Source organism: Bosea sp. BIWAKO-01 (assembly GCF_001748145.1).
GTDB lineage: Bacteria > Pseudomonadota > Alphaproteobacteria > Rhizobiales > Beijerinckiaceae > Allobosea.
The window spans coordinates 2816711-2839428 of record NZ_BCQA01000001.1; the positions used below are offsets into that span (position 1 = coordinate 2816711).

Consider the following 22718-nt stretch of genomic DNA (forward strand, 5'->3'; position numbering starts at 1 on the left):
GGGAGCTGCGCCATGACTGACAGCATCGCGACCGATCCGAGGCGCCGTGAGCTCGAAGAGCTGCTGCCTTTCTACGCCAATGACCGCATCTCGGTTGCCGACAAGGCGCGCGTCGAGACGGCGCTGACGACTGATCCTGAACTCGCGGCACGGCTCGAGATCGTCCGTGAGGATATGGCGGAGACGATCCTGCTCAACGAGAGCCTGGGCGCCCCTTCGCCGCGCGCACTCGACCGTCTGATGGCCGGCATCGAAACCGAACCGCAGCAGGCGCCGCTTCTGGCGCGGGCCCGCGGAGGCTTCCTGAGCTGGCTCGGCCAATGGCTGGCGGCGCTGCCGCCGCGAAAGCTTGCCTATGCCAGCGCCGCGGCCCTGGCGTTGATCGCGATTCAGGGCGTCGCGCTGACGGGCCTTGCTCTGCGCGGTGGCGGGGGTGGGTTCCGAACTGCGTCTGCGCCGGGAACATCATCCTCGGAGCGTTATGTCCTGCTCAGCTTCGCACCGGATGCAAGGGCCGCTGATATCGCCGCTTTCTTCAAGCGCTACGAGGCGTCGGTGGTCGACGGTCCGCGCGCCAACGGCTTCTTCAAGGTGCGCGTCGGCGACGCGAAGCTGACGCCGGCACAGGTCGACGCCATCGCGGCGCGGATGAAGGCCGAGGCTGCGATCATCAGCTTCGTCGCGCCGGCCCCGTAGCGGGCGCAACGGGGGCTTTGGGATGCACACCTTGGGGCCGAAATGGGGAGTGGGTGCCGTGCTCCGTCAAACCAGCAACGAGCAGCGGCGACATCTCGCGCCATTCGTTGGTTGTGTCGGGCTTGCCATGCTGATTGGCCTGCCGGTTTCAGCCCAGGAATTCGGTGGTCGTGGACAGGGATTGACTCCCGGCATTCAAAGGCCGGCACCGAGTATCCAGAGGATCCCGGCGACGCGCCCGCCCGTGGGGCGTCCTGATGGGGTTCCGACCCGTCCGCCGCGCTATCCCGGACGCTATCCGGGCGGCGCTAGCTGGGGGCCTGCGGCCGTCGGTGTCGGAGCAGGCATCATCGGCGGGCTGATCCTGGATCAAGCGAGCCGCCGGCCGGTCATTATCGAGGATTATGAGGATGAGCCGGTGTTGCGCAGGCCGCGGCGGCCGCCACCGGATCGGGAGGCGGCGCCGCCCCGGACGCATCGCGCCGCGCCTCCCGTCGCTCCGCCGCCGACCCGAACAGCCCGGCCGGCCCCGCGCCAGCCCAATGTGATCGTGCCGTCGGCCTCCGAGCGGAGATTGGTCAATGAGGAGATCCTGTTCGAGCTTGCGCCGAATGCGCAGGCCGAGGCGGTGCTGCGCCGTTATCGCGCGACGCAGATTGCCAGCCGGCGCTTCGGGCTGGCCGGCATGACCATCATCCGTGCGCGCCTCGAGGGCGGCCGCAGCGCCAGGAGCGTGCTCGCCCAGATGGCGGGCGATCCGCGCGTCGCCAGTGCCCAGCCAAATTATCTCTATGCCTTGCAGCAGGACGAGCCGAAGGGCGGCGTCCAGCCGGCGGGCACGGATGTTGCGCCGGTACTGCCAGCAAGCAAGCCTGACGATGCCGAAAAACTGATCGTCATCCCGGATCTTCCACCGATCCCGCCACTTGTCTCGATGGCGCCGAAGCGCGAGCTGCAACCGCAATATGTGGTCGAGAAGCTGCATCTCGACGATCTGCACAAGATCGCGCGCGGTACGGCGATCCGCGTGGCCGTAATCGATTCCGGCGCCGATACGAGCCATCCGGAGCTGCAGGGTGTTCTTGCCGGCTCATTCGATGCGCTCGGCGGGGAAGGTCAACCCGATGCGCATGGCACTGCGATGGCGGCGGCGATCCTCGCGCAGGCACAGTTGCAGGGTGTCGCTCCAGGCGCGCGGCTTCTTGCGGCGCGCGCCTTCTCGGGAGCGGCGGCGGCGGGGCCCGCCAATGGCACGACCTTCCATATCCTGGCGGCGCTCGACTGGGCGGCAGGCGAGGGCGCCCGTGTTCTCAATCTGAGCTTTGCCGGCCCGCAGGACCGGCTGCTCTCACGCTCGCTCGCAGGGGCCAAGACCAAGGGCATGGTCGCGGTCGCGGCCGCGGGCAATGGCGGAGCCAAGGCGGCGCCGCTCTATCCCGCTGCCGATCCGAATGTCATTGCCGTCACCGCGACCGATGCGGACGACAAGCCGTTCTCCGGGGCCAATCGCGGGGACTACATCGCTGTTGCCGCACCGGGAGTCGATGTCCTCGCGGCGGAGCCGCAAGGACGCTACGCCTTTTCGTCAGGCACCTCGATCGCAGCGGCCCATGTCTCGGGGCTCGTGGCGCTGCTGCTCGAGAAGCGTCCGGAACTCGGCCTTGACGATGTGCGCAGGCTCCTCAGCGAAAGCGCCGTCGATCTCGGCGGCAGGGGCAAGGATCCTGTCTTCGGAGCGGGCCGGGTCGATGGACAGGCGGCCCTGTCGCGCGTCCTGCCGGTGTCGACGGCTCGCCCCTGAAAAAAAATTCAGCGCGGCTTTGAACCTTCTGCGCGTCCGCCACGACCAATGGTCATGGAGGGCGAATGGTTCGCTCCCGATCGAGCCGCAGGAGACTGACGATGACCAATTTCAGGAAGAGCATGGCCACCACTCTCGCCGCGCTCACGCTCGGTACCGCGCTCCTCGCCAGCGCCAGTGGCGCCGAAGCCCGCCCGCGCTATCGCGGCCCGTATTGGGGTGTCGGTGCGGGCATCGTCGGAGCGCTGGCCGTCGGCGGATTGATCGCCGCCTCAACCGGCCGTGCCTATGCCGAGCCGGTCTATGAGGAGGATGCTCCCGTGCGCCGCTGCGAGCTGGTCGAGCGCATCAACCGTTTCGGCGACGTCGTCGGCCATCGCCGGGTCTGCAGCCTCTACTGAGCCCGCGCGTGGCTCCCGACAATCCGGCTCTCCGGTGCTTCCGGAGGGCCGGATGCCGTTTGCGGAGCAGAATTGCAGGTCGGAGGAAGCCGGTCATTCGCCCAGTGCCCAGGTTGTGGACAGCGAGGAATGGCCGGACCGGGCGCATCGCCTGGAATGTTCGAGATCCAGGCTCAGCGGATGACGGTTGTTCGCCGTACTACGGTTCGATGCGGCGCAACGACAGCCCTCGGAGCTGCGACAGGGCGCCGGACCACGGCCGCGCCGCCAGCGGAGACACAACCGGCCCGAACCACGCCCCGGGCGCAAACGACAGCGCTTGCTTCGGTCGCAGTGAAAACAGTCAGTCCGCCAAAGAGGCCAACGGCAATGAGCAGATGCTTCATAACTCGTCTCCATCGGTAGCCATTGGTGCCAGCGTTCTCGTCGTATCAAGATTGACGCCGCCGATCGTATCGGCGGCTCGTCTTCTTTCGACTTCGGGCAGGCAAGGGATTGCGAAGGCGCGTCGCTACGAAAGGCTTGCAGGCCGAGTGACCATACATCCTTTGGCTCTGGCGCACACAGCCAATTCCCGCGCTGCGGATCCCGCACGCTCGTCGCGCCGACGATGCGTTCCAATCCGACACATCACCGACAACTGGTCCTGCCGTGACGTATCCGCGCTGGGCGACGCGCAGTATCGCTTGCAGAGCATGGCAATGAAATTGTCCGGCCTCTCGGCTTGCTTTAGTGAACGACGGACTGGTTAGCCGAAACATAAGTCATAGCTCATGAACGTGACTACGCCGGTCGGGGTCGCCCGTCGCGCAACAATGCCCGTGCTGATCGCGCTCAGCGTCACGCACCTGCTCAACGACATGATTCAGTCGCTGATTCCGGCGATCTATCCGATCATCAAGACCGCCTATGCGCTGGACTTCGGACAGATCGGGCTGATTACCCTGACATTTCAGGTCTCGGCCTCGCTGCTGCAGCCGCTGGTCGGTCTCTACACCGACAAGAAGCCGATGCCGTATTCGATGGTCGTCGGCATGGGGTTCTCCCTGTTCGGCCTCGTCGGCCTGGCCTTTGCCAGCAGCTATCCGCTGCTGTTGCTGGCGGCAGCCTGCGTCGGCATCGGTTCATCGATCTTTCATCCCGAGGCGACGCGGATGGCGCGCAATGCGTCCGGCGGGCAGCATGGCTTGGCACAGGGGATCTTCCAGGTCGGCGGTCAGACCGGGGGTGCCCTCGGGCCCTTGCTGGCAGCCTTCATCATCGTGCCGAACGGCCAGGGCAGCCTTGCCTGGTTCTCGGCGGCGGCACTGACCGCCATGGCGCTGATGGTCTGGACCGCAGGACAGTCCGCGCGCGTCGGTCCGCGGCAGGTGCGCGGCAAGGTCGCGGGTGCAGCCGCCCCGGTGGCGATCCCGGCACCGCCCCTGGCGAGCGTTGCTCCGGCCGTCGCAATCCTGATTATCCTGCTGTTCTCGAAGAACGCGTACAGCGCGAGCTTCAGCTCGTTCTACACCTTCTACCTGATCGGGAAGTTCGGTGTTTCCGTCCAGACCTCCCAGGTCATGCTGTTCCTGTTCCTGGGGTCCTCGGCGGCCGGCGCCCTGTTCGGCGGCATGCTCGGTGACAGGATCGGGCGCAACAAGATCATCTGGTTCTCGATCCTGGGTGCGCTGCCTTTCACGCTCGTGCTGCCCTATGCCGACCTCTTCTGGACGGGCGTCCTGACCATCATCATCAACCTGATCATGTCCAGCGCGTTTGCCGCCATCCTGATCTACGCGATGGAACTGATGCCGGGCCGTATCGGACTGGTTGGGGGCTTTTTCTACGGGCTGTCCTTCGGACTCGGTGGCATTGCGGCAGCCCTGCTCGGCGAATTTGCCGACCAGCTCGGCATCGAGACGATCTATCGAATTTGCTCGTTCCTGCCGGCGATAGGCCTGCTCGCCTGGTTCCTGCCGACCCTGAAGGAACCGCGCCATAGCTGAGCCATGGAGGGTTTGGCCCTTCATGGCTCGTGACCGGACAGGTCTGCGGCACGGCCCCCGACAGGCGGACGGCTTGACCTTCTTGTCCGCTTCAGCCTCATGTCCGGCCATCATGCGCCGCCCCAAACTCCTCTTCGTCGTCACGGAAGACTGGTTCTTCGCCTCGCATTTCCTGCCGATGGCGCGGGCTGCGCGCGAGCTGGATCTGGATGTCGTCGTGATCGCGCGTGAGCGCCAGCATCGTCGCGTCATCGAGGCGACGGGTGCCCGGCTGATTGCACTCGAAGCGGAGCGGGGCAGCCTCTCGCCGCTGGCGCTGCTGCGCCAGGTACAGACACTGAAGCGTCTGATCGCATCCGAACGGCCGGACATCCTGCACTGCATCGCGCTGAAGCCGATCGCGCTGGCAGGGCTGGCCGGCAGGCTCGCCGGGATCGACCGGCGTGTCTATGCGCTGACCGGGCTCGGCTTCCTCGGAGCAAGACAGGGGCAGCTCGCCGCCCTGGCGCGGCTGGCCGCCCGGACCTGGCTGCGTGAGGCGATCGACGGACCCGGCGTCCGTTTCCTGTTCGAGAATCCCGACGATCCGGTGATGCTGGGGTTCGATCCGCAAGACAAGGGCAAGGTCGCGATCGTCGGCGGCGCGGGGGTCGATCCGCTCGTGCTGATGCCGGAGCCGATGCCGCCGACGCCGCCGCTCAAGGTCGCGCTGGTCGCGCGCATGCTCTGGTCGAAGGGCGTCGACCTCGCCGTCGAGGCGGTGAAGCTCGCCAGGGCGCAGGGCGCGCGCGTCGAACTCACCATCCATGGTGCGCCCGACGCGTCGAATCCGAAGGCGATCCCCGAGACGACTCTCAAGGAATGGGCTGCGCGTCCCGGCATCAATTGGGCCGGTCCGACGCGCGATATCGAGGGTGTCTGGCGGAACCACCATCTCTGCTGCCTGCCATCGCGCGGCGGCGAAGGGCTGCCGCGAACGATCCTCGAGGCCGCGGCCTGCGGGCGGGCTATCCTGACGACCGATGTGCCGGGCTGCCGCAGCTTCGTGCGCGACGGGCAGGACGGCATGGTGGTGCCGTCGGACGATGCGGCTGCGCTCGCCAAGGCGCTGATCGTGCTCGCAGCTGCGCCGGGGCTGGTCGAGCGGATGGGCGCGAGCGCGCGCAACCGCCTGCTCGATGGCCACACCGAACGTGATGTCATGGATGCGGTGAAGGCGCTTTATCGTGGCCTGCTGGCCCGGCCCCAGACGGATGTCGCAGCGTGAGCGCGCCCCTCGCCACGCTAGACCGGCGCGGCTTCATCCTCGCGCATACGCGGCTGATGCCGGTGCCTCATGCGTCCGAAATCAGCCTGCATGTCGCCGAGGAGGCGACCGAGCTCTGGCAGAAGACAGAGGACGAGCTTGCGGTCATCGGGCTGCCGCCGCCGTTCTGGGCCTTCGCCTGGGCAGGCGGGCAGGCGCTGGCACGGTATCTTCTCGATCATCCCGAGATCGTGCGCGGCAAGCGCGTGCTCGATTTTGCCAGCGGCTCGGGTCTCGTCGCGATCGCGGCGGCCAAAGCAGGGGCGGCCCATGTCCAGGCTTGCGACATCGATGCTTTCGCGGCTGAGGCGATCATGCTGAATGCGGAGGCGAACGACGTCTCGGTGACTGCCGCTTTGGAAGACCTGATCGGGCGCGATGACGGCTGGGAGCTGATCTGCGCGGGCGATGTCTGCTATGAACGGGCGATGGCCGAAAGCGTGGTTGGCTGGCTTTCGGGGCTGGTTGCCCGCGGCGCCGAGGTGCTGATCGGCGATCCCGGCCGCAGCTATCTGCCGCGGCAGCGCTTGCAGGAACTGGCGACCTATGAAGTTCCCGTGACGCGCTCGCTGGAAGACGCCGAGATCAAGAAGAGCACGGTCTGGCGATTGGCGATCGCCTGACCTGATGGCCTCGATCATGGGGCAGGATATCGTATCCGATCCCATGATCTAACGTCTGCGGTTGCATAGGCTTTCGCGAAAGCCGCAATCCGCCTTTCGGGCCGATGCCCTAGGAGATCGCCTCCTTGAGGTCGAGCGTGCCCTGGACGCCGATGGCGTCGTAATTGCGTTTCAGCCAGCGCTTCGCGGCAGCGCGGCCCATGTCGCGCAGGCGCAGCAGAAAGTCCCATTCCGCGTTCATGCGCGTGGAACTGGTCAACTCGGCCAGAGGCGGCCCGCCATCGATGCGGTGCATCAGTACGCGCTTGTACTCGTCCTTGGGCAGCTTGCCGGCATCGACCAGGCGATTGACGAAATCGATGGCGCGCAGCTCGCGCAGCAGCGAGGCGTTGAAGGTGATTTCGTTCAGCCGGTCCTGGATGGCGCGGGCATTGGTCGGCAGTTCCTTGCGCTGCAGAGGGTTGATCTGCACCAGCAGGATGTCGTCGCCGGCGGCCTCATAGAACAGGGGAAACAGGGCCGGGTTACCCATATAGCCGCCGTCCCAGTAGGCCTCGCCCTTGATCTCGACCGCCTGGAACAGCATCGGCAGGCAGGCGGAGGCCATCAGGTGATCGGCGGTCAGTTCGTCGCCATTGAAGACCTTGATCTTGCCGGTGCGGACATTGGTTGCGGCAATGAAGAGCTTGACCGCCCGGCATGCCTGAACCTTGTCGAAGTCGATCAGGTCGGCGATCACGCCGCGCAGCGGGTTGATGTTCAGCGGGTTGACGTCATAGGGGCTCGCGACCTTGGAAAAGAGCTCGAACCAGAGCAGTCCGGGCTGGGCGCCGTTCTTGCCCCAGGCGCCGAGCATGGTGTCGATCAGCGAACGCTCGGAGCCGCCATATTTGCCGTCGACGCTGATGCGCCGCCAGAAATTCTCGAGCTGGGTGCGGGCGCCGTCGATACCGCCGTCAATCCAGCCCTCGCTGAGCACGACGGCGTTCATCGCGCCGGCGCTGGTGCCCGACAGCGCCTCGATGGCGAGGCGTCCGTCCTCGAGGATCGCATCGAGCACGCCCCAGGTGAAGGCGCCATGGGCGCCACCACCCTGGAGAGCGAGCGAGACGCTTTTCTCGGCCTTGGGACCGGCGAGGCCCTCGACCTGACGCGCGCCGGTCTTGCGCCGGCCGGTCACGCTGCGGTCCAGCCGCCATCCATTGGCAAGGTGGCGCCGGTGATGGATTTCGCCGCATCCGTGCAAAGGAAGATGGCGAGCGCCGCGACCTGCTCGACCGTCACGAATTCCTTGGTGGGCTGGGCCTCGAGCAGCACGTCATTGATGACCTGCTCCTTGGTCAATCCGCGCGCCTTCATCGTATCGGGGATCTGCTTCTCGACCAGCGGCGTCCAGACGTAACCGGGTGCGATGGCGTTGACCGTGATGCCTTTGGTTGCGACTTCCAGTGCGACTGTCTTGGTGAAGCCGGCAATGCCGTGCTTGGCCGAGACATAGGCCGACTTGAAGGGCGAGGCGACAAAGGCATGGGCCGACGCCGTGTTGATGATCCGGCCCCAGCCCTTGCGCTTCATTCCAGGCAGGGCGGCGCGGGTGGTGTGGAACGCCGAGGACAGGTTGATCGCGATGATCTGGTCCCATTTCTCGATCGGGAACTCGTCGACCGGCGCGACATGCTGGATCCCGGCATTGTTCACCAGGATGTCGACGGCGCCGAATGCCTTCTCCGCCTCCGCGACCATGGCGGCGATCTCGGCCGGCTTGGTCATGTCGGCCGGCGAGAACTGGGCCTTGATGCCAAACTCCTTCTCGAGTCCGCTGCGCAGCGCCTCGGCATCGGGGGGCGGCATGATGCCGTTGATGACGAGATGGGCGCCTTCCTTGGCGAGTGCGCGCGCATAGGCGAGACCGATGCCGGAGGTCGATCCGGTGACGAGGGCGGTACGATCTTTAAGGAACATGAGCGTCTAGGCTCCTGACACGGGCTGAGAAAATGCTTACGTTGCATGTTTGAACGGGCAGTCTTTCCGTCCCCGCAAAGGCGGTCGCGGCACGTTGCCCGATGTAGTATTGCAACGCAACATGATGAAAATGCAGCCACACGCCCACGCGCATGACGGCCATGACCATGCGGCCTGTCGCCATGCCCAGGATCACCAGCGTCATGCCGCGGAAGCGCTGGCGCGGGCCGAGAAGCTCTGCCGGGAGCGCGGCCTGAGACTGACGCCGATTCGGCGCAAGGCCCTAGAGGCCCTGCATGCCGACCATCGCCCGGTCGGCGCCTATGATCTGGCCGATCGCATCTCGCCGCCCGGTGGCCGGCGTCTCGCACCGATCTCGGTCTATCGCGCCCTGGATTTCCTGGTCGAGCAGGGGTTCGTGCACCGCCTGAGCTCGCGCAATGCCTATGTCGCCTGTCTGCACGGTCACGGCGCCAGCGACGTTGTCGCCTTCCTGATCTGCGAGACCTGTGGCGGCGTCGACGAGGATTCCTCGCCGGCCATGCGTCAGGCGGTGGCGGCGATCGTGCAAGGGCGACAATTCGTGCCCTCGCATCAGGTCGTCGAGATCGTCGGTCGCTGCGACCATTGCCGGAGCGCACATCCCCATGAATGAAACGGTTCTTACGGCCGCGCTTGCCGATGTCGCCGGGCCGCGACCGCGCCGCTACACAGTTCCGGTGAAGGTCGGAGCCGTCGAGGTGGGCGGCGGCGCGCCGATCGTCGTGCAGTCGATGACGAATACCGATACTGCCGATATCGCGGCCACCGTCGGGCAGGTCGCCGCGCTTGCGCGTGCGGGGTCCGAGCTCGTTCGCATCACCGTCGATCGTGACGAGGCTGCGGCTGCCGTGCCGCATATCCGCGAGCGCCTCGATATCCTCGGCATCGACGTGCCGCTGGTCGGCGATTTCCACTATATCGGCCACAAGCTGCTGACGGATCACCCCGCCTGCGCGGAGGCGCTGGCAAAATACCGGATCAATCCCGGTAATGTCGGCTTCAAGGACAAGAAGGACCGGCAATTCGGCCAGATCGTCGAACTCGCGATCAAGCATGGCAAGGCAGTCCGTATCGGCGCCAACTGGGGCTCGCTCGATCAGGAACTGCTGACCGCGCTGATGGACGAGAACGCCTCCTCCCCGCAGCCGCTCGATGCACGGGCAGTGATGCGCGAGGCCATGGTGCAGTCGGCCTTGCTCTCGGCTCAACGGGCCGAAGAGATCGGTCTGGCCAAGGACCGCATCATCCTTTCGGCCAAGGTCTCGGGCGTGCAGGATCTGATCGCAGTCTACCGGACGCTTGCCGAGCGCGGCGACTATGCCATCCATCTCGGCCTGACCGAAGCGGGCATGGGGTCGAAGGGGCTGGTCGCGTCCTCGGCTGCGCTCGGTATCCTGCTGCAGGAAGGCATTGGCGACACTATCCGCTTCTCGCTGACCCCGGAGCCCGGCGGCGACCGGACGCTGGAGGTCAAGGCGTCGCAGGAATTGCTGCAGACCATGGGGTTCCGCGCCTTCGTGCCGCTGGTCGCGGCCTGTCCCGGCTGCGGCCGCACGACATCGACGGTGTTCCAGGAACTGGCGCGGGATATCCAGAACTGGATTTCCTCCTCGATGCCGGACTGGAAGACCCGCTATCCCGGCGTCGAGATGCTGAACGTCGCGGTGATGGGCTGCATCGTGAATGGGCCGGGCGAATCCAAGCATGCCGATATCGGCATCTCGCTGCCGGGAACCGGCGAGGTCCCGACCGCTCCGGTCTTCGTCGACGGCAAGAAGGTCGCGACATTGCGCGGCGCCGGAATCGCATCCGAATTCAAGGACATGGTCAACGCCTATATCGAGCGACGCTACGGGATGCGCGCCGATGCGGCGGAGTGAGCCGGCTCTCCTTGTGCGCGGTTCGGCTGCGCTCCTTTGCGCGGTGGCGGCGTTATGTTAGAGGCCCCGGCCTTTCGCTGCATTGCAGCACCCGCGGAGAACCCTGATGGGGCATGACCAGCCGACTCCGCCGACCGGACAGGTTGGCGATACACGTTTCGGCCTTGAAGATGGGCACGGCTCTTCTGCGACAGGCGGGCATTCGACGGCAAGCTACACGGCTCTCGCACTTGGGGCGCTTGGCGTCGTCTATGGCGATATCGGTACGAGCCCGCTTTACGCTCTGCGCGAGACCATCGTCACAGCCGCGGCGGTGCATAGCGGCGGCGGGAGTGAAGCCGCGGCCGTGCCGCGTGACATCGTCATTGGCGTGCTTTCGCTGATCCTGTGGTCGCTCGTCATTGTCGTCACGCTGAAATATGTCGTGCTGCTGATGCGGGCCGACAATAACGGTGAAGGCGGCATCCTGACATTGGTGGCGCTAGCGCAGCGTGCGCTTGGCCGCATGCGGGGAGGAGTGGTGCTCTTCCTCGGCATGGCCGGCGCTGCACTGTTCTATGGCGATGCGGTGATTACACCGGCGATCTCGGTGCTCTCCGCGGTCGAAGGCATCAAGCTCGTGACGCCGGCTCTCGACGACTACGTCGTCACGATCGCGTCCGTGATCCTCGTCGGCCTGTTCATGGTGCAAAGCCATGGCACCGCCAAGGTGGCGACCTTCTTCGGGCCGATCATGCTGGTCTGGTTCGCGACCCTCGCGGGGCTCGGCATTCTCCACATCGCGGACGATGTCGGCGTACTCGCAGCGATCAATCCCTATTATGGCCTGCGCTTCTTCGTCGACCATCCCAACGTGTCGCTGGCCGTGCTCGGCTCGGTCTGCCTGGCTGTGACGGGCGCAGAAGCGCTCTATGCCGATATGGGCCATTTCGGGCGTGGACCGATCCGCGGCGCCTGGATCTACCTCGTCTTCCCGGCCCTCGTGCTGAATTATCTCGGCCAGGGCGCGCTGGTTCTGTCCGACCCGACCGCGATCGACAACCCGTTCTACAAGCTGGCCCCGGAAGGCTTCATCCTGCCGCTCGTGATCATGGCGACGGTTGCGACGATCATTGCCAGCCAGGCCGTGATTACCGGAGCCTTCTCGCTGACCCGCCAGGCAATCCAGCTCGGCCTGATGCCGCGCCTGGAAATCCGCCATACCTCCGAGCACACCTCCGGGCAGATCTATATTCCGCGCATCAACATGCTGCTGCTGCTCGTGGTGCTGCTGCTGGTCTGGAGCTTCAAGACGTCGTCGAGCCTCTCGCATGCCTATGGCATCGCGGTGTTCGGCACGATGGTCGTCAGTTCGCTGCTCGCCTTCATCGTCATCGAGAAGAGCTGGGGCTGGAGCCGCCCGGCCGCCGCCGCCTTGATCCTGCCGTTCCTGGTGATCGACGTCGCATTCTTTACCGCGAACCTGCTGAAGCTCTTCAGTGGCGGCTATATGCCGGTGCTGCTGGCCATCGCCCTGGTTGTCCTGATGGCGACCTGGGTGCGCGGCACCCGGATCCTGTTCGACAAGACCCGCAAGACCGATGTCCCGCTGCTCGAGCTGGTCGCGATGCTTTCCAAAAGCCCGCCCGTCCGGGTCAAGGGCATGGCGGTGTTCCTGACCAGCGACCCGCAGACGGCGCCGGCGTCGCTGCTGCACAACCTGAAGCACAACAAGGTGCTGCATGATCGCAACGTCATCCTGACCGTGCGCTCGGCCGATACGCCACGCGTCGCCGACGAAGAGCGCGTTCGCCTCTCGCGCATCACCGACGATTTCTGGCGTGTCGAACTGGTCTATGGCTACATGGAGAGCCCGAACGTGCCCAAGGGGCTCGCCATGCTGCGCAAGCAGGGCTTCAAGTTCGACATCATGTCGACCTCGTTCTTCCTGTCGCGGCGCTCGATCAAGGCCTCGCCGCAATCGGGCATGCCGATCTGGCAGGACAAGCTTTATATCACCCTGACCAAGAGCGCGACGGACGCGACCAGCTTCTTCCAGATCCCGACGGGACGCGTGGTCGAGGTCGGGACGCAGGTGACGGTGTAGCGCAGGATGATGGGGACGGTGGCAAGCCGGTCCCGTCCCTGATTGCCGCCTGCCGATGTTCGGGCCTGGATCGCGGGCCTATCCTGGGTCGCCGGTGAAGGCGGCCAAGGTATGTGTCATTCCAGGATGCGCGTCTCGTAAGCATAGAGCCGGCGAAAGCCGAGGCTCGCATAGAGGCTGATCGCGACCGCATTTGTCTGATCGACCTGGAGATAGGCGCGGTCGCAATCGAGCAGACGCGCCCAGGACATGAGCCCGGACACCATGCGCCGGCCAAGGCCCTGTCCGCGGTGACCGGGATCGACGACGATCGAGCCGATTTCGGCCATGCCGCGCTCGGCGACGCACATGCCATAGGCTACCGGCTCGCCGCCATGGAACAGCGTGGCGAAAGCCGCAGGCAGGCGCACCTTCTCGACGATGGCCGCCAGCTTGGTCTCGCTGCGTCTCGAGCCGGTCTGATGCGACGTCACTCCCGCAATCCAGTCCCGGCTCGGACGGGCCTCGATCTGAAGCGCGGATTCGACCTCCGGCGGCTTGCCGTCGAGATCGGCGATCAGCCCAAAGGATGCATCCTTCAGCCGGTAGCCGCGGGCGAGGATGCGCTCGCGCGTTGCCGCCGAGATCAGCGGGGTCAGCCTGACACAGGGCGGCAGGCCGTCGGCCTTGTAGAATTCCTCGATCAGTTCGAGGGTCGCATCGTCGAGTTCGGCCTCCAGCTTCAAGGCTGAGGCGGAATTCGCCCGGCCGGAATAGCCGTTGGCGAAGCGCACGACCCAGTCGCCGATCAGCAAAGTCGAGGGAGCCGGCCAGGCGTTGACGATGCGCCTTTCGCATTCGGCGATGCATGCCGGGTCGTACGGAACATCAGAGATCATCAGGCGCCTCGTGCCGCGCGGGGTTGAGGCCGCCAGCCCGGTGGCGCCATCTCGAAGCCGGAGAAGTCGAAACCGGGCGCGACCGTGCAGCCGACCAGCGTCCAGGCGCCGAGCGACGCCGCACTTTGCCACCAGCCGGTCGGCACGACGAATTGCGGGCGCTGTCCGGCGAGGAGATCGCGGCCGAGATGATGCGCCGAGGCGTCATGGCCGTTTGGGGACACGCTGATCACCAACGGCGCACCGGCATAGTGGTGCCAGATCTCGGCTGCATCGACGCGGTGCCATTCCGATGTCTCGCCGGTGTCGAGCAGATAATAGATCGCCGTCGAAAAGCCGCGCCCCTCCGGTCCTGCCTCGTCGCGAAAGGTCTCGCGATAATGCCCGCCTTCCGGATGCGGCTTGAGCTCGAGCAGGCGAATGATCTCTGCTGCGCTCAGCCCGTCGAGCCGGTTCATCGTCATCGCTCAGAACCTGTTCTTGGCTTCACGAAGGGCAGCGAAGACCTCGCCGGGGTCACCTCCGGCAAGGCCGGCTGAGGTTGCGAGCGCGGCTTGCCCGGCGCGGAAGAAGGGGTTGGTGGCCTTTTCCTCGCCGATCGTGGTCAGCGCCCAGAACCGTCCGGCCGCCTTGGCCGCTTCGGCCTCGGCGAGCCTGGCTTTCAGTACGGCATTGGCGGGATCCACCGACATCGCGAAACGGGCGTTGGCGAGGGTGTAGTCGTGCCCCGTGATCAACTGGGTGTCGTCGAGTAGGGTCATGATCCGCGACAGCGACGTCCACATGGCGGGCAACTGCCCGGGCTGAACGCGTCCGCAGCCCATGACGAAGACGACGTCGCCGACGAGCGCGAGCCGGGTCTGCTCGCCGACAAAGCTGAGATGCCCATCGGCGTGGCCGGGCGTGTGCCAGACGTCGAAGACGAAGCCTCCGAGTGGAACGCGGTCGCCTTCGCCGACGACGGTATCGACGGGGGCTGCGTCGCGTGCGTCCGCGGGGCCGAAGACGTTCGCTCCCGTCGCCTGCTTGAGTTCGGCGACGCCCTGAACATGGTCGAAATGCGAATGGGTGATGAAGATGTCGGAGATGTCCCAGCCCTTCTCTTCGGCTGCAGCCAGCACCGCCTTTGCATCGGGGACGTCGACCGCCGCGCAGGCATGGGTCGCGGGATCGCGAATCAAGGCGCCGGCATTGTCGCTCAGCGTGCGGAAGACGTGGATGTCGAGGGACATGGAAGGCTCCTGGCGCGGGAAGCGAAGGATAACCGCCGGGAGGCGATCAGCGCATCATGAATTGGGGCATGACCGGCACGCGATCAAGCATGGCCGCGGGCTGCACGAGCAGAACCCGGTGCCCTTGCGTCGGCGCCGTCGCCGGTCCATTTCATGCTCATGGCTCTCGACGTCGTCGACCTTCGCGCCTTCTATGCCAGCCCCCTCGGCCATGTCGCCCGGCGCTTCATCGGCCGGGCGATGCTGCGTTTCTGGCCGGATTGCGGGCGCCAGCGCCTGCTCGGCCTGGGTTTCTGCACCCCCTACCTGACGGTACTTGGCGCCAATGCTGAGCGCGTGCTCGCCTTCATGCCTGCGGCGCAGGGCGTGGTGAACTGGCCGTCGGAAGGTCTCTCCGCCTCGGCGCTGGTCGAGCCGACGCTGCTGCCCTTGCCGACAGCCTCGGTCGACAGGGTCGTGCTGGTTCATGCTCTCGAAGAGACCGAGAGCCCCGACGACCTGCTCGACGAGGTGGCGCGCGTGCTCAGCCCCGGTGGCCGCATGCTCGTCGTGGCGCCCAATCGCCGTGGGCTCTGGGCCCGGATGGACGGAACGCCCTTCGGTCACGGCCGCCCGTTCAGCCGCTCGCAGCTCGAATCGCTGATGCGCGGCGCGACTTTCGCGCCGGAGAACTGGGCTGAGGCGCTCTATGTGCCACCGCTCAAGCGCAAGCTGTTCATGCGCTCCGCTCCAGCCTGGGAGCGGGTTGGCTCGGGGCTGTCGCTGCCTTTTGCCGGCGTCCATGTCATCGATGCGACCAAACAGTTCTATCGCCGGGCGCCGCTGCGTGCGACGCGGCGCAGTTTTGCCTTTCGCCCTGTTCTTCTGCCCCAGCCCACCCCCACGCCGCGATTGCGCGAAACGCCGGACGAGCGCCCGGCGGGTTGACAATCGCAGCGTGGCACGGCCAAGGTCCGCCGCTTTTCGGGCCCCGGTCTTCCGTCTCCCCCTGCGGATCGACGGCCCCGCCCCAGAACTGGATCACAATGCGTAGCTATCTTGATTTCGAGAAACCGGTCGCCGAGCTTGAGGCGAAGGCGGATGAGTTGCGTGCCCTGGATGCAAAGGGAGACGGCTATTCTCTGTCCGAGGAGATCGGAAAGCTCGATGCCAAGGCGAGCCAGGCGCTCAAGGACCTCTATGGCGCCCTGACGCCCTGGCAGAAGACGCTGGTCGCCCGGCATCCGCAGCGACCGCATTTCATCGACTACTGCGCGGCGCTGATCACCGAATTCACGCCGCTGGCGGGCGACCGCACCTTCGGTGAGGACGAGGCGATCGTCGGCGGTTTCGGGCGCTTCCGGGGCCAGCCGGTCTGCGTGATGGGCCAGGAGAAGGGCAACAGCACCGAGACCCGCATCCGGCACAATTTCGGCATGCCGAAGCCTGAAGGCTATCGCAAGGCCGTCCGTCTGGCCGAGCTTGCCGACCGTTTCGGCTTGCCGGTTCTGAGCTTCGTCGACACCGCCGGTGCCTATCCGGGGATCGAGGCCGAGGAGCGCGGGCAGGCGGAAGCGATTGCGCGCTCGACTGAAGCCTGGCTCGGTCTGCGCAGCCCGAGCGTCGCGCTCGTGATCGGCGAGGGCGGATCAGGCGGCGCCATCGCGATCGCAGCCGCGAGCCGCGTGATCATGATGGAACATGCGATCTATTCGGTGATCTCGCCGGAGGGCGCTGCCTCGATTCTCTGGCGCGATACGGCGCGAGCCCAGGACGCCGCGACCGGCATGAAGATCACGGCGCAGGACCTGCTGAAGTTCGGCATCATCGACCGGATCGTCAGCGAGCCCACCGGAGGGGCGCATCGCGATCCCGAGATGGCGATTTCGCGCGCTGGCGATGCGATCGCAGCTGCCCTGTCCGATCTCGCGGGGCTCTCGGCCGAGCAGGTCGTCGCCCAGCGCGAGGAGAAATTCCTCGCGATCGGCCGCAGCCTCTGAGCTTCGCGATCCCGCTGTTTACGCTTCCTTTACCGTATGGCCAGATCTGACCCCCTTGTGGTAAGGAACGGTCAAGCCTAACGCTTCACAACCATGATGAGCGGCACGATTTCGCCGTCTTGAGCATACAAGGTCGGCGACGACCGCTTGATCAATGGGATCGACGACGTGGCAGCAAGACACTTCGCCCTCGTGGCGCTCGTTGCTTTGACCCTGGGCGCCTGCGAAGAGGAGCGGTATCGCGGCTCTGCGCGCCATAACATCCCGATCCCGTCGGCGACCTACGCGCTGATGTCCCAGAAGGGCATGAGCAAGGATCAGCCGATCCTGATCCGCTCCTACAAGAAGGAGTCGGAGCTCGAGGTCTGGAAGCGCAAAGGCGATGGCCGCTACGAGTTGCTGAAGACCTTCCCGATGTGCCGCTGGTCCGGCCAGCTCGGTCCGAAGGTCCGCGAAGGCGATCGCATGGCGCCGGAGGGCTTCTATGCCATCTCTCCGGGGCAGATGAACCCGAATTCGTCGTATTATGTCTCATTCAACATGGGCTATCCCAATGCCTATGACCGGTCGCATGGGCGCACCGGTGCGCATTTGATGGTTCATGGCGCCTGCTCCTCGGCGGGCTGCTATTCGATGACCGACGATCAGATCGGCGAGATCTATGCGCTGGTGCGCGAAGCGCAGGGCGCCGGCCAGAAGGCCGTGCAGATGCAGGCCTTCCCCTTCCGGATGACGCCGGAAAACCTCGCCAAGCACCGGCTCGATCCCAATATCGCCTTCTGGAAGAACCTGAAGGAAGGCTCGGACTATTTCGAGGTCGCCAAGGACGAGCCGAGCGTCGGCGTCAGCGGCGGCCGCTACGTCTTCAACGGTGGCAATCTCGGCGGGGCCGTGGCGCAGAAGCGCCAGCAGGATGACGCTCAGGTTGCGGCGCTGGTGGCCAAGGGCACACCGGCGGTGAAGCTGATCTATGATGATGGCGACCAGCACAACTCCTTCAAGCAGACGCTCGTCGCGGGCGGTTCCGATTCGCTGAACAAGTCGGCATCCTGGGCTTCGCGGGATGTCGGCATCAGCCGTCCGGACGCGCTGACCGTTGGCCCACGCGTCGTCGTGCTGGACGACAAGGGACGGACCAAGGCGACCGTGCGTGCGACCTCGGCGGACAATGAGGCCGTGCTTGCTGCTGTGGCCTCCGCGCCGGCCGAGGTGGCGGCGACACCGGCTGCTGCTCCCGCTGTGGTGGCGAAACCCGCCGCTGCGCCGGCCGCGGCCGTTGCCGCGACCCAGGTGGCCAAGGTCCTGCCAGGTGCCGCCCAGCAGGCGCCAGTCGTTGCCAGCGCGGTGCCGGCTGCCCCTGCCGTGGGCACCGTCGCCGATAACCGCCCCTTCTATCAGCGTGCGCTGAGCTTCGTGCCCTTGATCGGGGGCTCGGCGCAGCCTGTGGAGGCGCCTGCGGCCGCGCCAGTCGCTTCCGTGGTCCCGGCGAAGCCGACCAACATGCGCACGCCGCTGCCGCCGCGCCGGGCGGACACGCTGCGCACGACGCAACTCGACCAGTCGAACGCTGCCTATTCCAGTCAGTCCGCGACCCGTTGAGTTTCCTTCGTCACGCATTCGATGCGTGACAAAAATATCACCAGATCCTGGCTTCGTTGCAGAAGCTCATTCTGACAGCGCAGATGCCGCCCGACAGGCGGCTTCTGCGATTTTCTTATGCAGGATGCCAAAAAGCTCGTCTTGCTGAGAATCCGGTTCCATCGGCCTGATTGAGGCAGAAACGCGGCAATTCGCGCGCGGTTTCTGTCTTTTGACGGAGCTACTGATGGTTCTCGATCTGATACGTCTTCCGGCGACTGGCGCGGCGCTGTCGCTCGCCATGTTTGCTGGTGCGGCCCAGGCATCCGACCTGCCAAGCAAGAAGGGGCCGCCGCCGGCGCCGGTTCCGCCGAGCATCACCTGGATCGATGCTGCGGTCAGCATCAAGGGCGTGACCGACTACGTTTTCCGCGGCATCTCGCAGACGGACCGCAAGCCGGGCGTTCAAGGCTCGGTCGAGCTGCAGTTCTATGACAACCTGTTCTATCTCGGCGTCTTCGGTGCCAATGTCGATCTCGCGACCAACCCGCCGGCCGAGATCGACTTCTATGGCGGTATCCGTCCGAAGTTCGGCCCGGTCACCTTCGACCTGGGCGTGATCCAATATTACTATCCGAACGAGAAGCGCTTCATCGACGGGCTCGGCGTGATCTGGACGCCGCGCAATACCGACTTCACCGAGCTTGCCGGCAAGGTCTCCTATAACTGGGAGGACAAGGCCACGCTCGGCGCCAATATCTTCTACGCCTGGGATTGGCTCGGCACGGGCGCAACGGGCACCTACGCTTCGCTGACGGCCAAGTACAATCTGCCCTTCCTCGAAGGTCTCTCGGTCTCCGGCGAGTTCGGTCGCTACTGGCTCGGCACCACCAGCACCAATATCGCGTTCCCGACGGCGATCCGGCTGCCCGACTACAATTACTGGAATGCCGGCCTGTCCTACACCTACAAGAACCTGACCGCCGATCTGCGCTATCACGACACCAACCTGTCCAAAGCCAACTGCTTCCTGCTGACCTCCGATCCGCGCGGGATCGCCCGAGGCAACGCGGGAGGCGGGTACAGCTCGAACTGGTGCAACCCGACCGTGGTCGGGACGCTCTCCTTCGATATCACGGCGAGCAGCGTCGGAATCTTCGCGCCGAAGTGACGCTGCGCTCCTCCAGGACAAACGAAAGAGGGCCGCTCGTGAGAGCGGCCCTCTTTCCTATTCCAAGGACTGAAGCGGCCGACTGTGTCAGGCGAACTGCCCGTGGCAGTGCTTGAACTTCTTGCCGGATCCGCACGGGCAGGGCTCGTTGCGGCCGACCTTGCCCCAGGTCGCAGGATCGGTCGGATCGCGGTCAGCGACCGCGACCTCGCCTTCTTCGACCGCGGCATATTGCAGGCCGCTGCCGCCGTAATCACCGAAGGCCGGAGCGGGCAGGGTATCCTGGGGCGGCAGAGCGCCGTCTTCCGGCTGATCGAAGCGTACCTCGATGCGCATCAGGTTGCCGGTGACCTGCTCGCGCAGATGGCCGATCAACCCGTCGAAGAGTTCGAAGGCTTCCTGCTTGTACTCGTTCAGCGGGTCGCGCTGGGCATAGCCGCGCCAGCCGACGACCTGGCGGAGATGGTCGAGCGTGACGAGATGCTCGCGCCAGAGATGGTCGAGCGTCTGCAGCAGCACCTGCTTCTCGACATAGGTCATCACCTCTTCGGTGTTGCGGGCAATGCGCTCGGCATAGGCCAGGTCGGCCTGGGTGCGGATGCGCTCGCGGAGCTCCGCGTCGGCAATGCCTTCCTCCTTGGCCCAGTCCTCGATCGGCAAGTCGAGATTGAGGAAGTTATGGACATCCTCGCGCAGGCCGGCTGCATCCCACTGCTCGGCATAAGCCTCCTCGGGGATGCGGCGGGTCACGACGTCCTCAACGACGCCGTGGCGCATATCGTCGATGGTCTCACGCACGCTCGCCTGGCGCATGAAATCGCGACGCTGCTCGAAGACGACCTTGCGCTGGTCGTTCATGACGTCGTCGTATTTCAGAATGTTCTTGCGGATATCGAAGTTGCGCGCCTCCACCTTGCCCTGCGCCTTCTCGACGGCCTTGTTGATCCAGGGATGGACGATGGCCTCGTCCTCCTTGAGGCCGAGCTTCTGCAGCATTCCGTCCATGCGGTCGGAGCCGAAGATGCGCATCAGATCGTCCTGCAGCGACAGGAAGAACTTTGAGCGGCCCGGGTCGCCCTGGCGGCCGGCGCGGCCGCGGAGCTGGTTGTCGATGCGTCGGCTCTCATGGCGCTCGGTACCGACGATATAGAGGCCGCCAGCCTTGAGCACGCGCTGCTTGAAGTCGGCGACCTCGGCGCGGATCGCCTTGGCCTTCTCGTCGCGCTCAGGGCCTTCGGGAACGTCGCGCAGATCGTGCTGGATCCGCATCTCGGCATTGCCGCCGAGCTGGATGTCGGTGCCGCGGCCGGCCATGTTGGTGGCGATGGTGATCGCGCCCGGGGCGCCGGCCTGGGCGACGATATAGGCTTCCTGCTCGTGGAAGCGGGCGTTCAACACGGCGAAATACTTGGACGGCTTGCCCTGGCGGGCGGCCGCATAGATCGGCTCCAAAGCGTTCGGAGCGCTGAAATCGATCTGCTTGAAGCCTTCCTTGCTCAGCATCTCGGCGACGAGTTCAGAGCGCTCGATCGAGGTCGTGCCGACCAGCATGGGCTGGCCGTTGTCCTGCGAGGCCTTGATCTCGCGGATAACGCCGCGGACCTTTTCCTCGAAGGTGCGATAGACCTCATCATCCTCGTCGAGACGCGCGACAGGGACATTGGTCGGGATCTCGAGCACTTCCAGCTTGTAGATCTGGAAGAACTCGTCAGCCTCGGTCGAGGCCGTGCCGGTCATGCCGGCGAGCTTGGAATAGAGCCGGAAATAATTCTGGAAGGTGATCGAGGCGAGCGTCGCGTTCTCGGGCTGGACGGTGACGTGCTCCTTGGCCTCCAGGGCCTGGTGCAGGCCCTCGGAGTAGCGCCGGCCGGGCATCATGCGGCCGGTGAACTCATCGATGATCACGACCTCGTCGTTGCGGACGATATAGTCCTTGTCGCGGGTGAACAGCGAGTGGGCGCGCAGGGCCTGGTTGACGTGGTGGACCAGCGTGACGTTGGCGGCGTCGTAGAGGTCGCCTTCCTTGAGCAGATCGGCCTGACGCAGCAATTCCTCGATATGTTCGTTGCCGGCCTCGGTCAGGGAGACGGCGCGCTGCTTCTCGTCGACTTCGAAATCGGTCTTGACCAGCGAGGGGATGAGCTTGTCGATCGAGACATAGAGATCGGACTTGTCGTCGAGCGGGCCTGAGATGATCAGCGGCGTGCGCGCCTCGTCGACCAGGATCGAATCGACCTCGTCGACGATCGCGAAATGGTGGCCGCGCTGCGACATCTGCGCGACGTCGTATTTCATGTTGTCGCGCAGATAGTCGAAGCCGAATTCGTTGTTGGTGCCGTAGGTGATGTCGCAGGCATAGGCGCGCTGGCGCTCGTCGTCATCGATGCCGTGGACGATGATGCCGGTGCTCAGGCCGAGGAAGTTGTAGAGCTTGCCCATCCATTCGGCGTCGCGGCGGGCGAGGTAGTCGTTCACCGTGACGACATGGACGCCCTTGCCTTCAAGCGCGTTGAGATAGGTCGGCAGCGTTGCGACCAGCGTCTTGCCTTCGCCGGTCTTCATTTCCGAGATCGCGCCTTCGTGCAGCACGATGCCGCCGATCAGCTGGACATCGTAAGGTCGCTGGCCGAGCACGCGCTTGGCAGCCTCGCGCACGGTTGCGAAGGCCGGCACGAGCAGGTCGTCGAGCTTGGCGCCGTTCGCCAATTGCTGGCGGAATTCCTGGGTACGGGCCTGCAGCGCCTCATCGCTGAGGGCGGCGACTTCCTTTTCGAGGGCATTGATCGCGGCGACGCGAGGGGCATAGCCCTTGACGCGCCGGTCATTCGACGAGCCGAAGAGTTTCTTTGCGAGCGCGCCAAGCATGTCTGGCCTTCTTTCGGTGCCTGGCTCGCGGCGGCGCATGGTCATCATCCTGCGCCGACGGAAGCCGGATTATCTCAATTCGACCGCGTGTTTAGACGCGTGCGGGTGCGGGGTCCAGCGTCGCTTTTGCCGGAGCCGGCGCGCTGATCGTGAGGCATCGCTCGCCGGGATGTGGGGTTTTGCACCGCAGGTGCCAAGGGGATCGGTGGCGGGGATGTAAAAAGCGCCTG

At 65.4% G+C, this 22718-nt stretch carries 19 protein-coding genes; 13 read left to right on the top strand and 6 right to left on the bottom strand.

The window, feature by feature from the left end; translation table 11 throughout:
• Window positions 1-12 precede the first annotated feature (12 nt).
• The 6 genes from BIWAKO_RS13080 to BIWAKO_RS13105 all read left to right on the top strand — a co-directional run bounded on the left by BIWAKO_RS13080 (window position 13) and on the right by BIWAKO_RS13105 (window position 6815).
• On the top strand, window positions 13-696 hold the full coding sequence (locus tag BIWAKO_RS13080; protein ID WP_069882436.1) for a hypothetical protein: 684 nt from the start codon (window positions 13-15) through the stop codon (window positions 694-696).
• 244 nt (window positions 697-940) lie between these two features.
• On the top strand, window positions 941-2497 hold the full coding sequence (locus BIWAKO_RS13085; protein ID WP_069879044.1) for a S8 family serine peptidase: 1557 nt from the start codon (window positions 941-943) through the stop codon (window positions 2495-2497).
• Window positions 2498-2598: 101 nt separating this feature from the next.
• The gene (locus tag BIWAKO_RS13090; RefSeq protein WP_069879045.1) at window positions 2599-2898 is read left to right on the top strand and encodes a hypothetical protein; all 300 of its coding nucleotides are present in this window, start codon (window positions 2599-2601) and stop codon (window positions 2896-2898) included.
• 773 nt (window positions 2899-3671) lie between these two features.
• The gene (locus BIWAKO_RS13095) at window positions 3672-4886 is read left to right on the top strand and encodes an MFS transporter (protein ID WP_069879046.1); all 1215 of its coding nucleotides are present in this window, start codon (window positions 3672-3674) and stop codon (window positions 4884-4886) included.
• Between the two features lie 112 nt (window positions 4887-4998).
• Window positions 4999-6153 carry a glycosyltransferase gene (locus BIWAKO_RS13100; RefSeq protein WP_141740060.1) on the top strand — a complete coding sequence of 385 codons (1155 nt, stop codon included), beginning with the start codon at window positions 4999-5001 and terminating at the stop codon, window positions 6151-6153.
• Window positions 6154-6209: 56 nt separating this feature from the next.
• Window positions 6210-6815 (top strand): class I SAM-dependent methyltransferase, encoded by a 606-nt coding sequence (locus BIWAKO_RS13105; RefSeq protein WP_069882438.1) that lies wholly within the window; start codon window positions 6210-6212, stop codon window positions 6813-6815.
• 109 nt (window positions 6816-6924) lie between these two features.
• Here BIWAKO_RS13105 and BIWAKO_RS13110 read toward each other — a convergent pair whose 3' ends face one another.
• Both BIWAKO_RS13110 and BIWAKO_RS13115 read right to left on the bottom strand, forming a co-directional pair.
• Complete coding sequence (locus tag BIWAKO_RS13110) at window positions 6925-7995, bottom strand: patatin-like phospholipase family protein (protein ID WP_069879047.1); 1071 nt, start codon at window positions 7993-7995, stop codon at window positions 6925-6927.
• A complete protein-coding gene (locus tag BIWAKO_RS13115; RefSeq protein WP_069879048.1) occupies window positions 7992-8777 on the bottom strand; it encodes a 3-hydroxybutyrate dehydrogenase in 786 nt (261 codons plus the stop codon). The genes BIWAKO_RS13110 and BIWAKO_RS13115 overlap by 4 nt, the downstream gene beginning before the upstream one ends.
• A gap of 121 nt (window positions 8778-8898) precedes the next feature.
• Between BIWAKO_RS13115 and BIWAKO_RS13120 the strand changes: the two genes are divergently transcribed.
• From BIWAKO_RS13120 to BIWAKO_RS13130, 3 genes are all read left to right on the top strand, one after another.
• Window positions 8899-9432, top strand: coding sequence for a transcriptional repressor (locus BIWAKO_RS13120; RefSeq protein ID WP_074471547.1), 534 nt, complete (start codon window positions 8899-8901; stop codon window positions 9430-9432).
• Window positions 9425-10699 carry a flavodoxin-dependent (E)-4-hydroxy-3-methylbut-2-enyl-diphosphate synthase gene (gene ispG / locus BIWAKO_RS13125; protein ID WP_069879049.1) on the top strand — a complete coding sequence of 425 codons (1275 nt, stop codon included), beginning with the start codon at window positions 9425-9427 and terminating at the stop codon, window positions 10697-10699. The genes BIWAKO_RS13120 and ispG overlap by 8 nt, the downstream gene beginning before the upstream one ends.
• A 106-nt stretch (window positions 10700-10805) precedes the next feature.
• Window positions 10806-12785: a potassium transporter Kup gene (locus BIWAKO_RS13130; RefSeq protein WP_084651325.1), complete on the top strand. Its 1980-nt coding sequence runs from the start codon at window positions 10806-10808 to the stop codon at window positions 12783-12785.
• Between the two features lie 116 nt (window positions 12786-12901).
• On the opposite strand, the gene BIWAKO_RS13135 is transcribed toward BIWAKO_RS13130, so the two are convergent.
• The 3 genes from BIWAKO_RS13135 to gloB are packed head-to-tail and all read right to left on the bottom strand — an operon-like array spanning window position 12902 to window position 14895.
• Window positions 12902-13663 (bottom strand): GNAT family N-acetyltransferase, encoded by a 762-nt coding sequence (locus tag BIWAKO_RS13135; RefSeq protein WP_069879050.1) that lies wholly within the window; start codon window positions 13661-13663, stop codon window positions 12902-12904.
• Window positions 13663-14121, bottom strand: coding sequence for a cupin domain-containing protein (locus BIWAKO_RS13140; RefSeq protein WP_371331934.1), 459 nt, complete (start codon window positions 14119-14121; stop codon window positions 13663-13665). The genes BIWAKO_RS13135 and BIWAKO_RS13140 overlap by 1 nt, the downstream gene beginning before the upstream one ends.
• A gap of 9 nt (window positions 14122-14130) precedes the next feature.
• Entirely contained in the window at window positions 14131-14895 is a 765-nt protein-coding gene (gloB, locus tag BIWAKO_RS13145; RefSeq protein ID WP_069879052.1) for a hydroxyacylglutathione hydrolase, read from the bottom strand.
• Between the two features lie 159 nt (window positions 14896-15054).
• Here gloB and BIWAKO_RS13150 point away from each other — a divergent pair, with 159 nt between their 5' ends.
• From BIWAKO_RS13150 to BIWAKO_RS13165, 4 genes are all read left to right on the top strand, one after another.
• Window positions 15055-15822, top strand: a complete 768-nt coding sequence (locus BIWAKO_RS13150) for a class I SAM-dependent methyltransferase (RefSeq protein WP_069882440.1) — start codon at window positions 15055-15057, stop codon at window positions 15820-15822.
• Window positions 15823-15920: 98 nt separating this feature from the next.
• The gene (locus tag BIWAKO_RS13155) at window positions 15921-16874 is read left to right on the top strand and encodes an acetyl-CoA carboxylase carboxyltransferase subunit alpha (RefSeq protein ID WP_069879053.1); all 954 of its coding nucleotides are present in this window, start codon (window positions 15921-15923) and stop codon (window positions 16872-16874) included.
• Window positions 16875-17042: 168 nt separating this feature from the next.
• A complete protein-coding gene (locus BIWAKO_RS13160) occupies window positions 17043-18473 on the top strand; it encodes a L,D-transpeptidase family protein (protein WP_141740061.1) in 1431 nt (476 codons plus the stop codon).
• A 226-nt stretch (window positions 18474-18699) separates the two neighbouring features.
• Window positions 18700-19623, top strand: coding sequence for a TorF family putative porin (locus BIWAKO_RS13165; protein WP_069879055.1), 924 nt, complete (start codon window positions 18700-18702; stop codon window positions 19621-19623).
• Between the two features lie 87 nt (window positions 19624-19710).
• On the opposite strand, the gene secA is transcribed toward BIWAKO_RS13165, so the two are convergent.
• A complete protein-coding gene (gene secA, locus BIWAKO_RS13170) occupies window positions 19711-22488 on the bottom strand; it encodes a preprotein translocase subunit SecA (protein WP_069882441.1) in 2778 nt (925 codons plus the stop codon).
• Window positions 22489-22718: the final 230 nt, after the last annotated feature.

What these genes read in the sequence shown, in the direction of transcription:
- BIWAKO_RS13095 (WP_069879046.1), top strand. Translation starts at nt 3,672, where the DNA reads ATGAACGTGACTACGCCGGTCGGGGTCGCCCGTCGCGCAACAATGCCC.
- secA (WP_069882441.1), bottom strand. Translation starts at nt 22,488, where the DNA reads ATGCTTGGCGCGCTCGCAAAGAAACTCTTCGGCTCGTCGAATGACCGG.
- BIWAKO_RS13140 (WP_371331934.1), bottom strand. Translation starts at nt 14,121, where the DNA reads ATGAACCGGCTCGACGGGCTGAGCGCAGCAGAGATCATTCGCCTGCTC.
- BIWAKO_RS13100 (WP_141740060.1), top strand. Translation starts at nt 4,999, where the DNA reads ATGCGCCGCCCCAAACTCCTCTTCGTCGTCACGGAAGACTGGTTCTTC.
- BIWAKO_RS13150 (WP_069882440.1), top strand. Translation starts at nt 15,055, where the DNA reads ATGGCTCTCGACGTCGTCGACCTTCGCGCCTTCTATGCCAGCCCCCTC.
- BIWAKO_RS13155 (WP_069879053.1), top strand. Translation starts at nt 15,921, where the DNA reads ATGCGTAGCTATCTTGATTTCGAGAAACCGGTCGCCGAGCTTGAGGCG.
- BIWAKO_RS13105 (WP_069882438.1), top strand. Translation starts at nt 6,210, where the DNA reads ATGCCGGTGCCTCATGCGTCCGAAATCAGCCTGCATGTCGCCGAGGAG.
- BIWAKO_RS13130 (WP_084651325.1), top strand. Translation starts at nt 10,806, where the DNA reads ATGGGGCATGACCAGCCGACTCCGCCGACCGGACAGGTTGGCGATACA.
- BIWAKO_RS13090 (WP_069879045.1), top strand. Translation starts at nt 2,599, where the DNA reads ATGACCAATTTCAGGAAGAGCATGGCCACCACTCTCGCCGCGCTCACG.
- BIWAKO_RS13080 (WP_069882436.1), top strand. Translation starts at nt 13, where the DNA reads ATGACTGACAGCATCGCGACCGATCCGAGGCGCCGTGAGCTCGAAGAG.
- gloB (WP_069879052.1), bottom strand. Translation starts at nt 14,895, where the DNA reads ATGTCCCTCGACATCCACGTCTTCCGCACGCTGAGCGACAATGCCGGC.
- BIWAKO_RS13115 (WP_069879048.1), bottom strand. Translation starts at nt 8,777, where the DNA reads ATGTTCCTTAAAGATCGTACCGCCCTCGTCACCGGATCGACCTCCGGC.
- BIWAKO_RS13165 (WP_069879055.1), top strand. Translation starts at nt 18,700, where the DNA reads ATGGTTCTCGATCTGATACGTCTTCCGGCGACTGGCGCGGCGCTGTCG.
- BIWAKO_RS13120 (WP_074471547.1), top strand. Translation starts at nt 8,899, where the DNA reads ATGATGAAAATGCAGCCACACGCCCACGCGCATGACGGCCATGACCAT.
- BIWAKO_RS13135 (WP_069879050.1), bottom strand. Translation starts at nt 13,663, where the DNA reads ATGATCTCTGATGTTCCGTACGACCCGGCATGCATCGCCGAATGCGAA.
- ispG (WP_069879049.1), top strand. Translation starts at nt 9,425, where the DNA reads ATGAATGAAACGGTTCTTACGGCCGCGCTTGCCGATGTCGCCGGGCCG.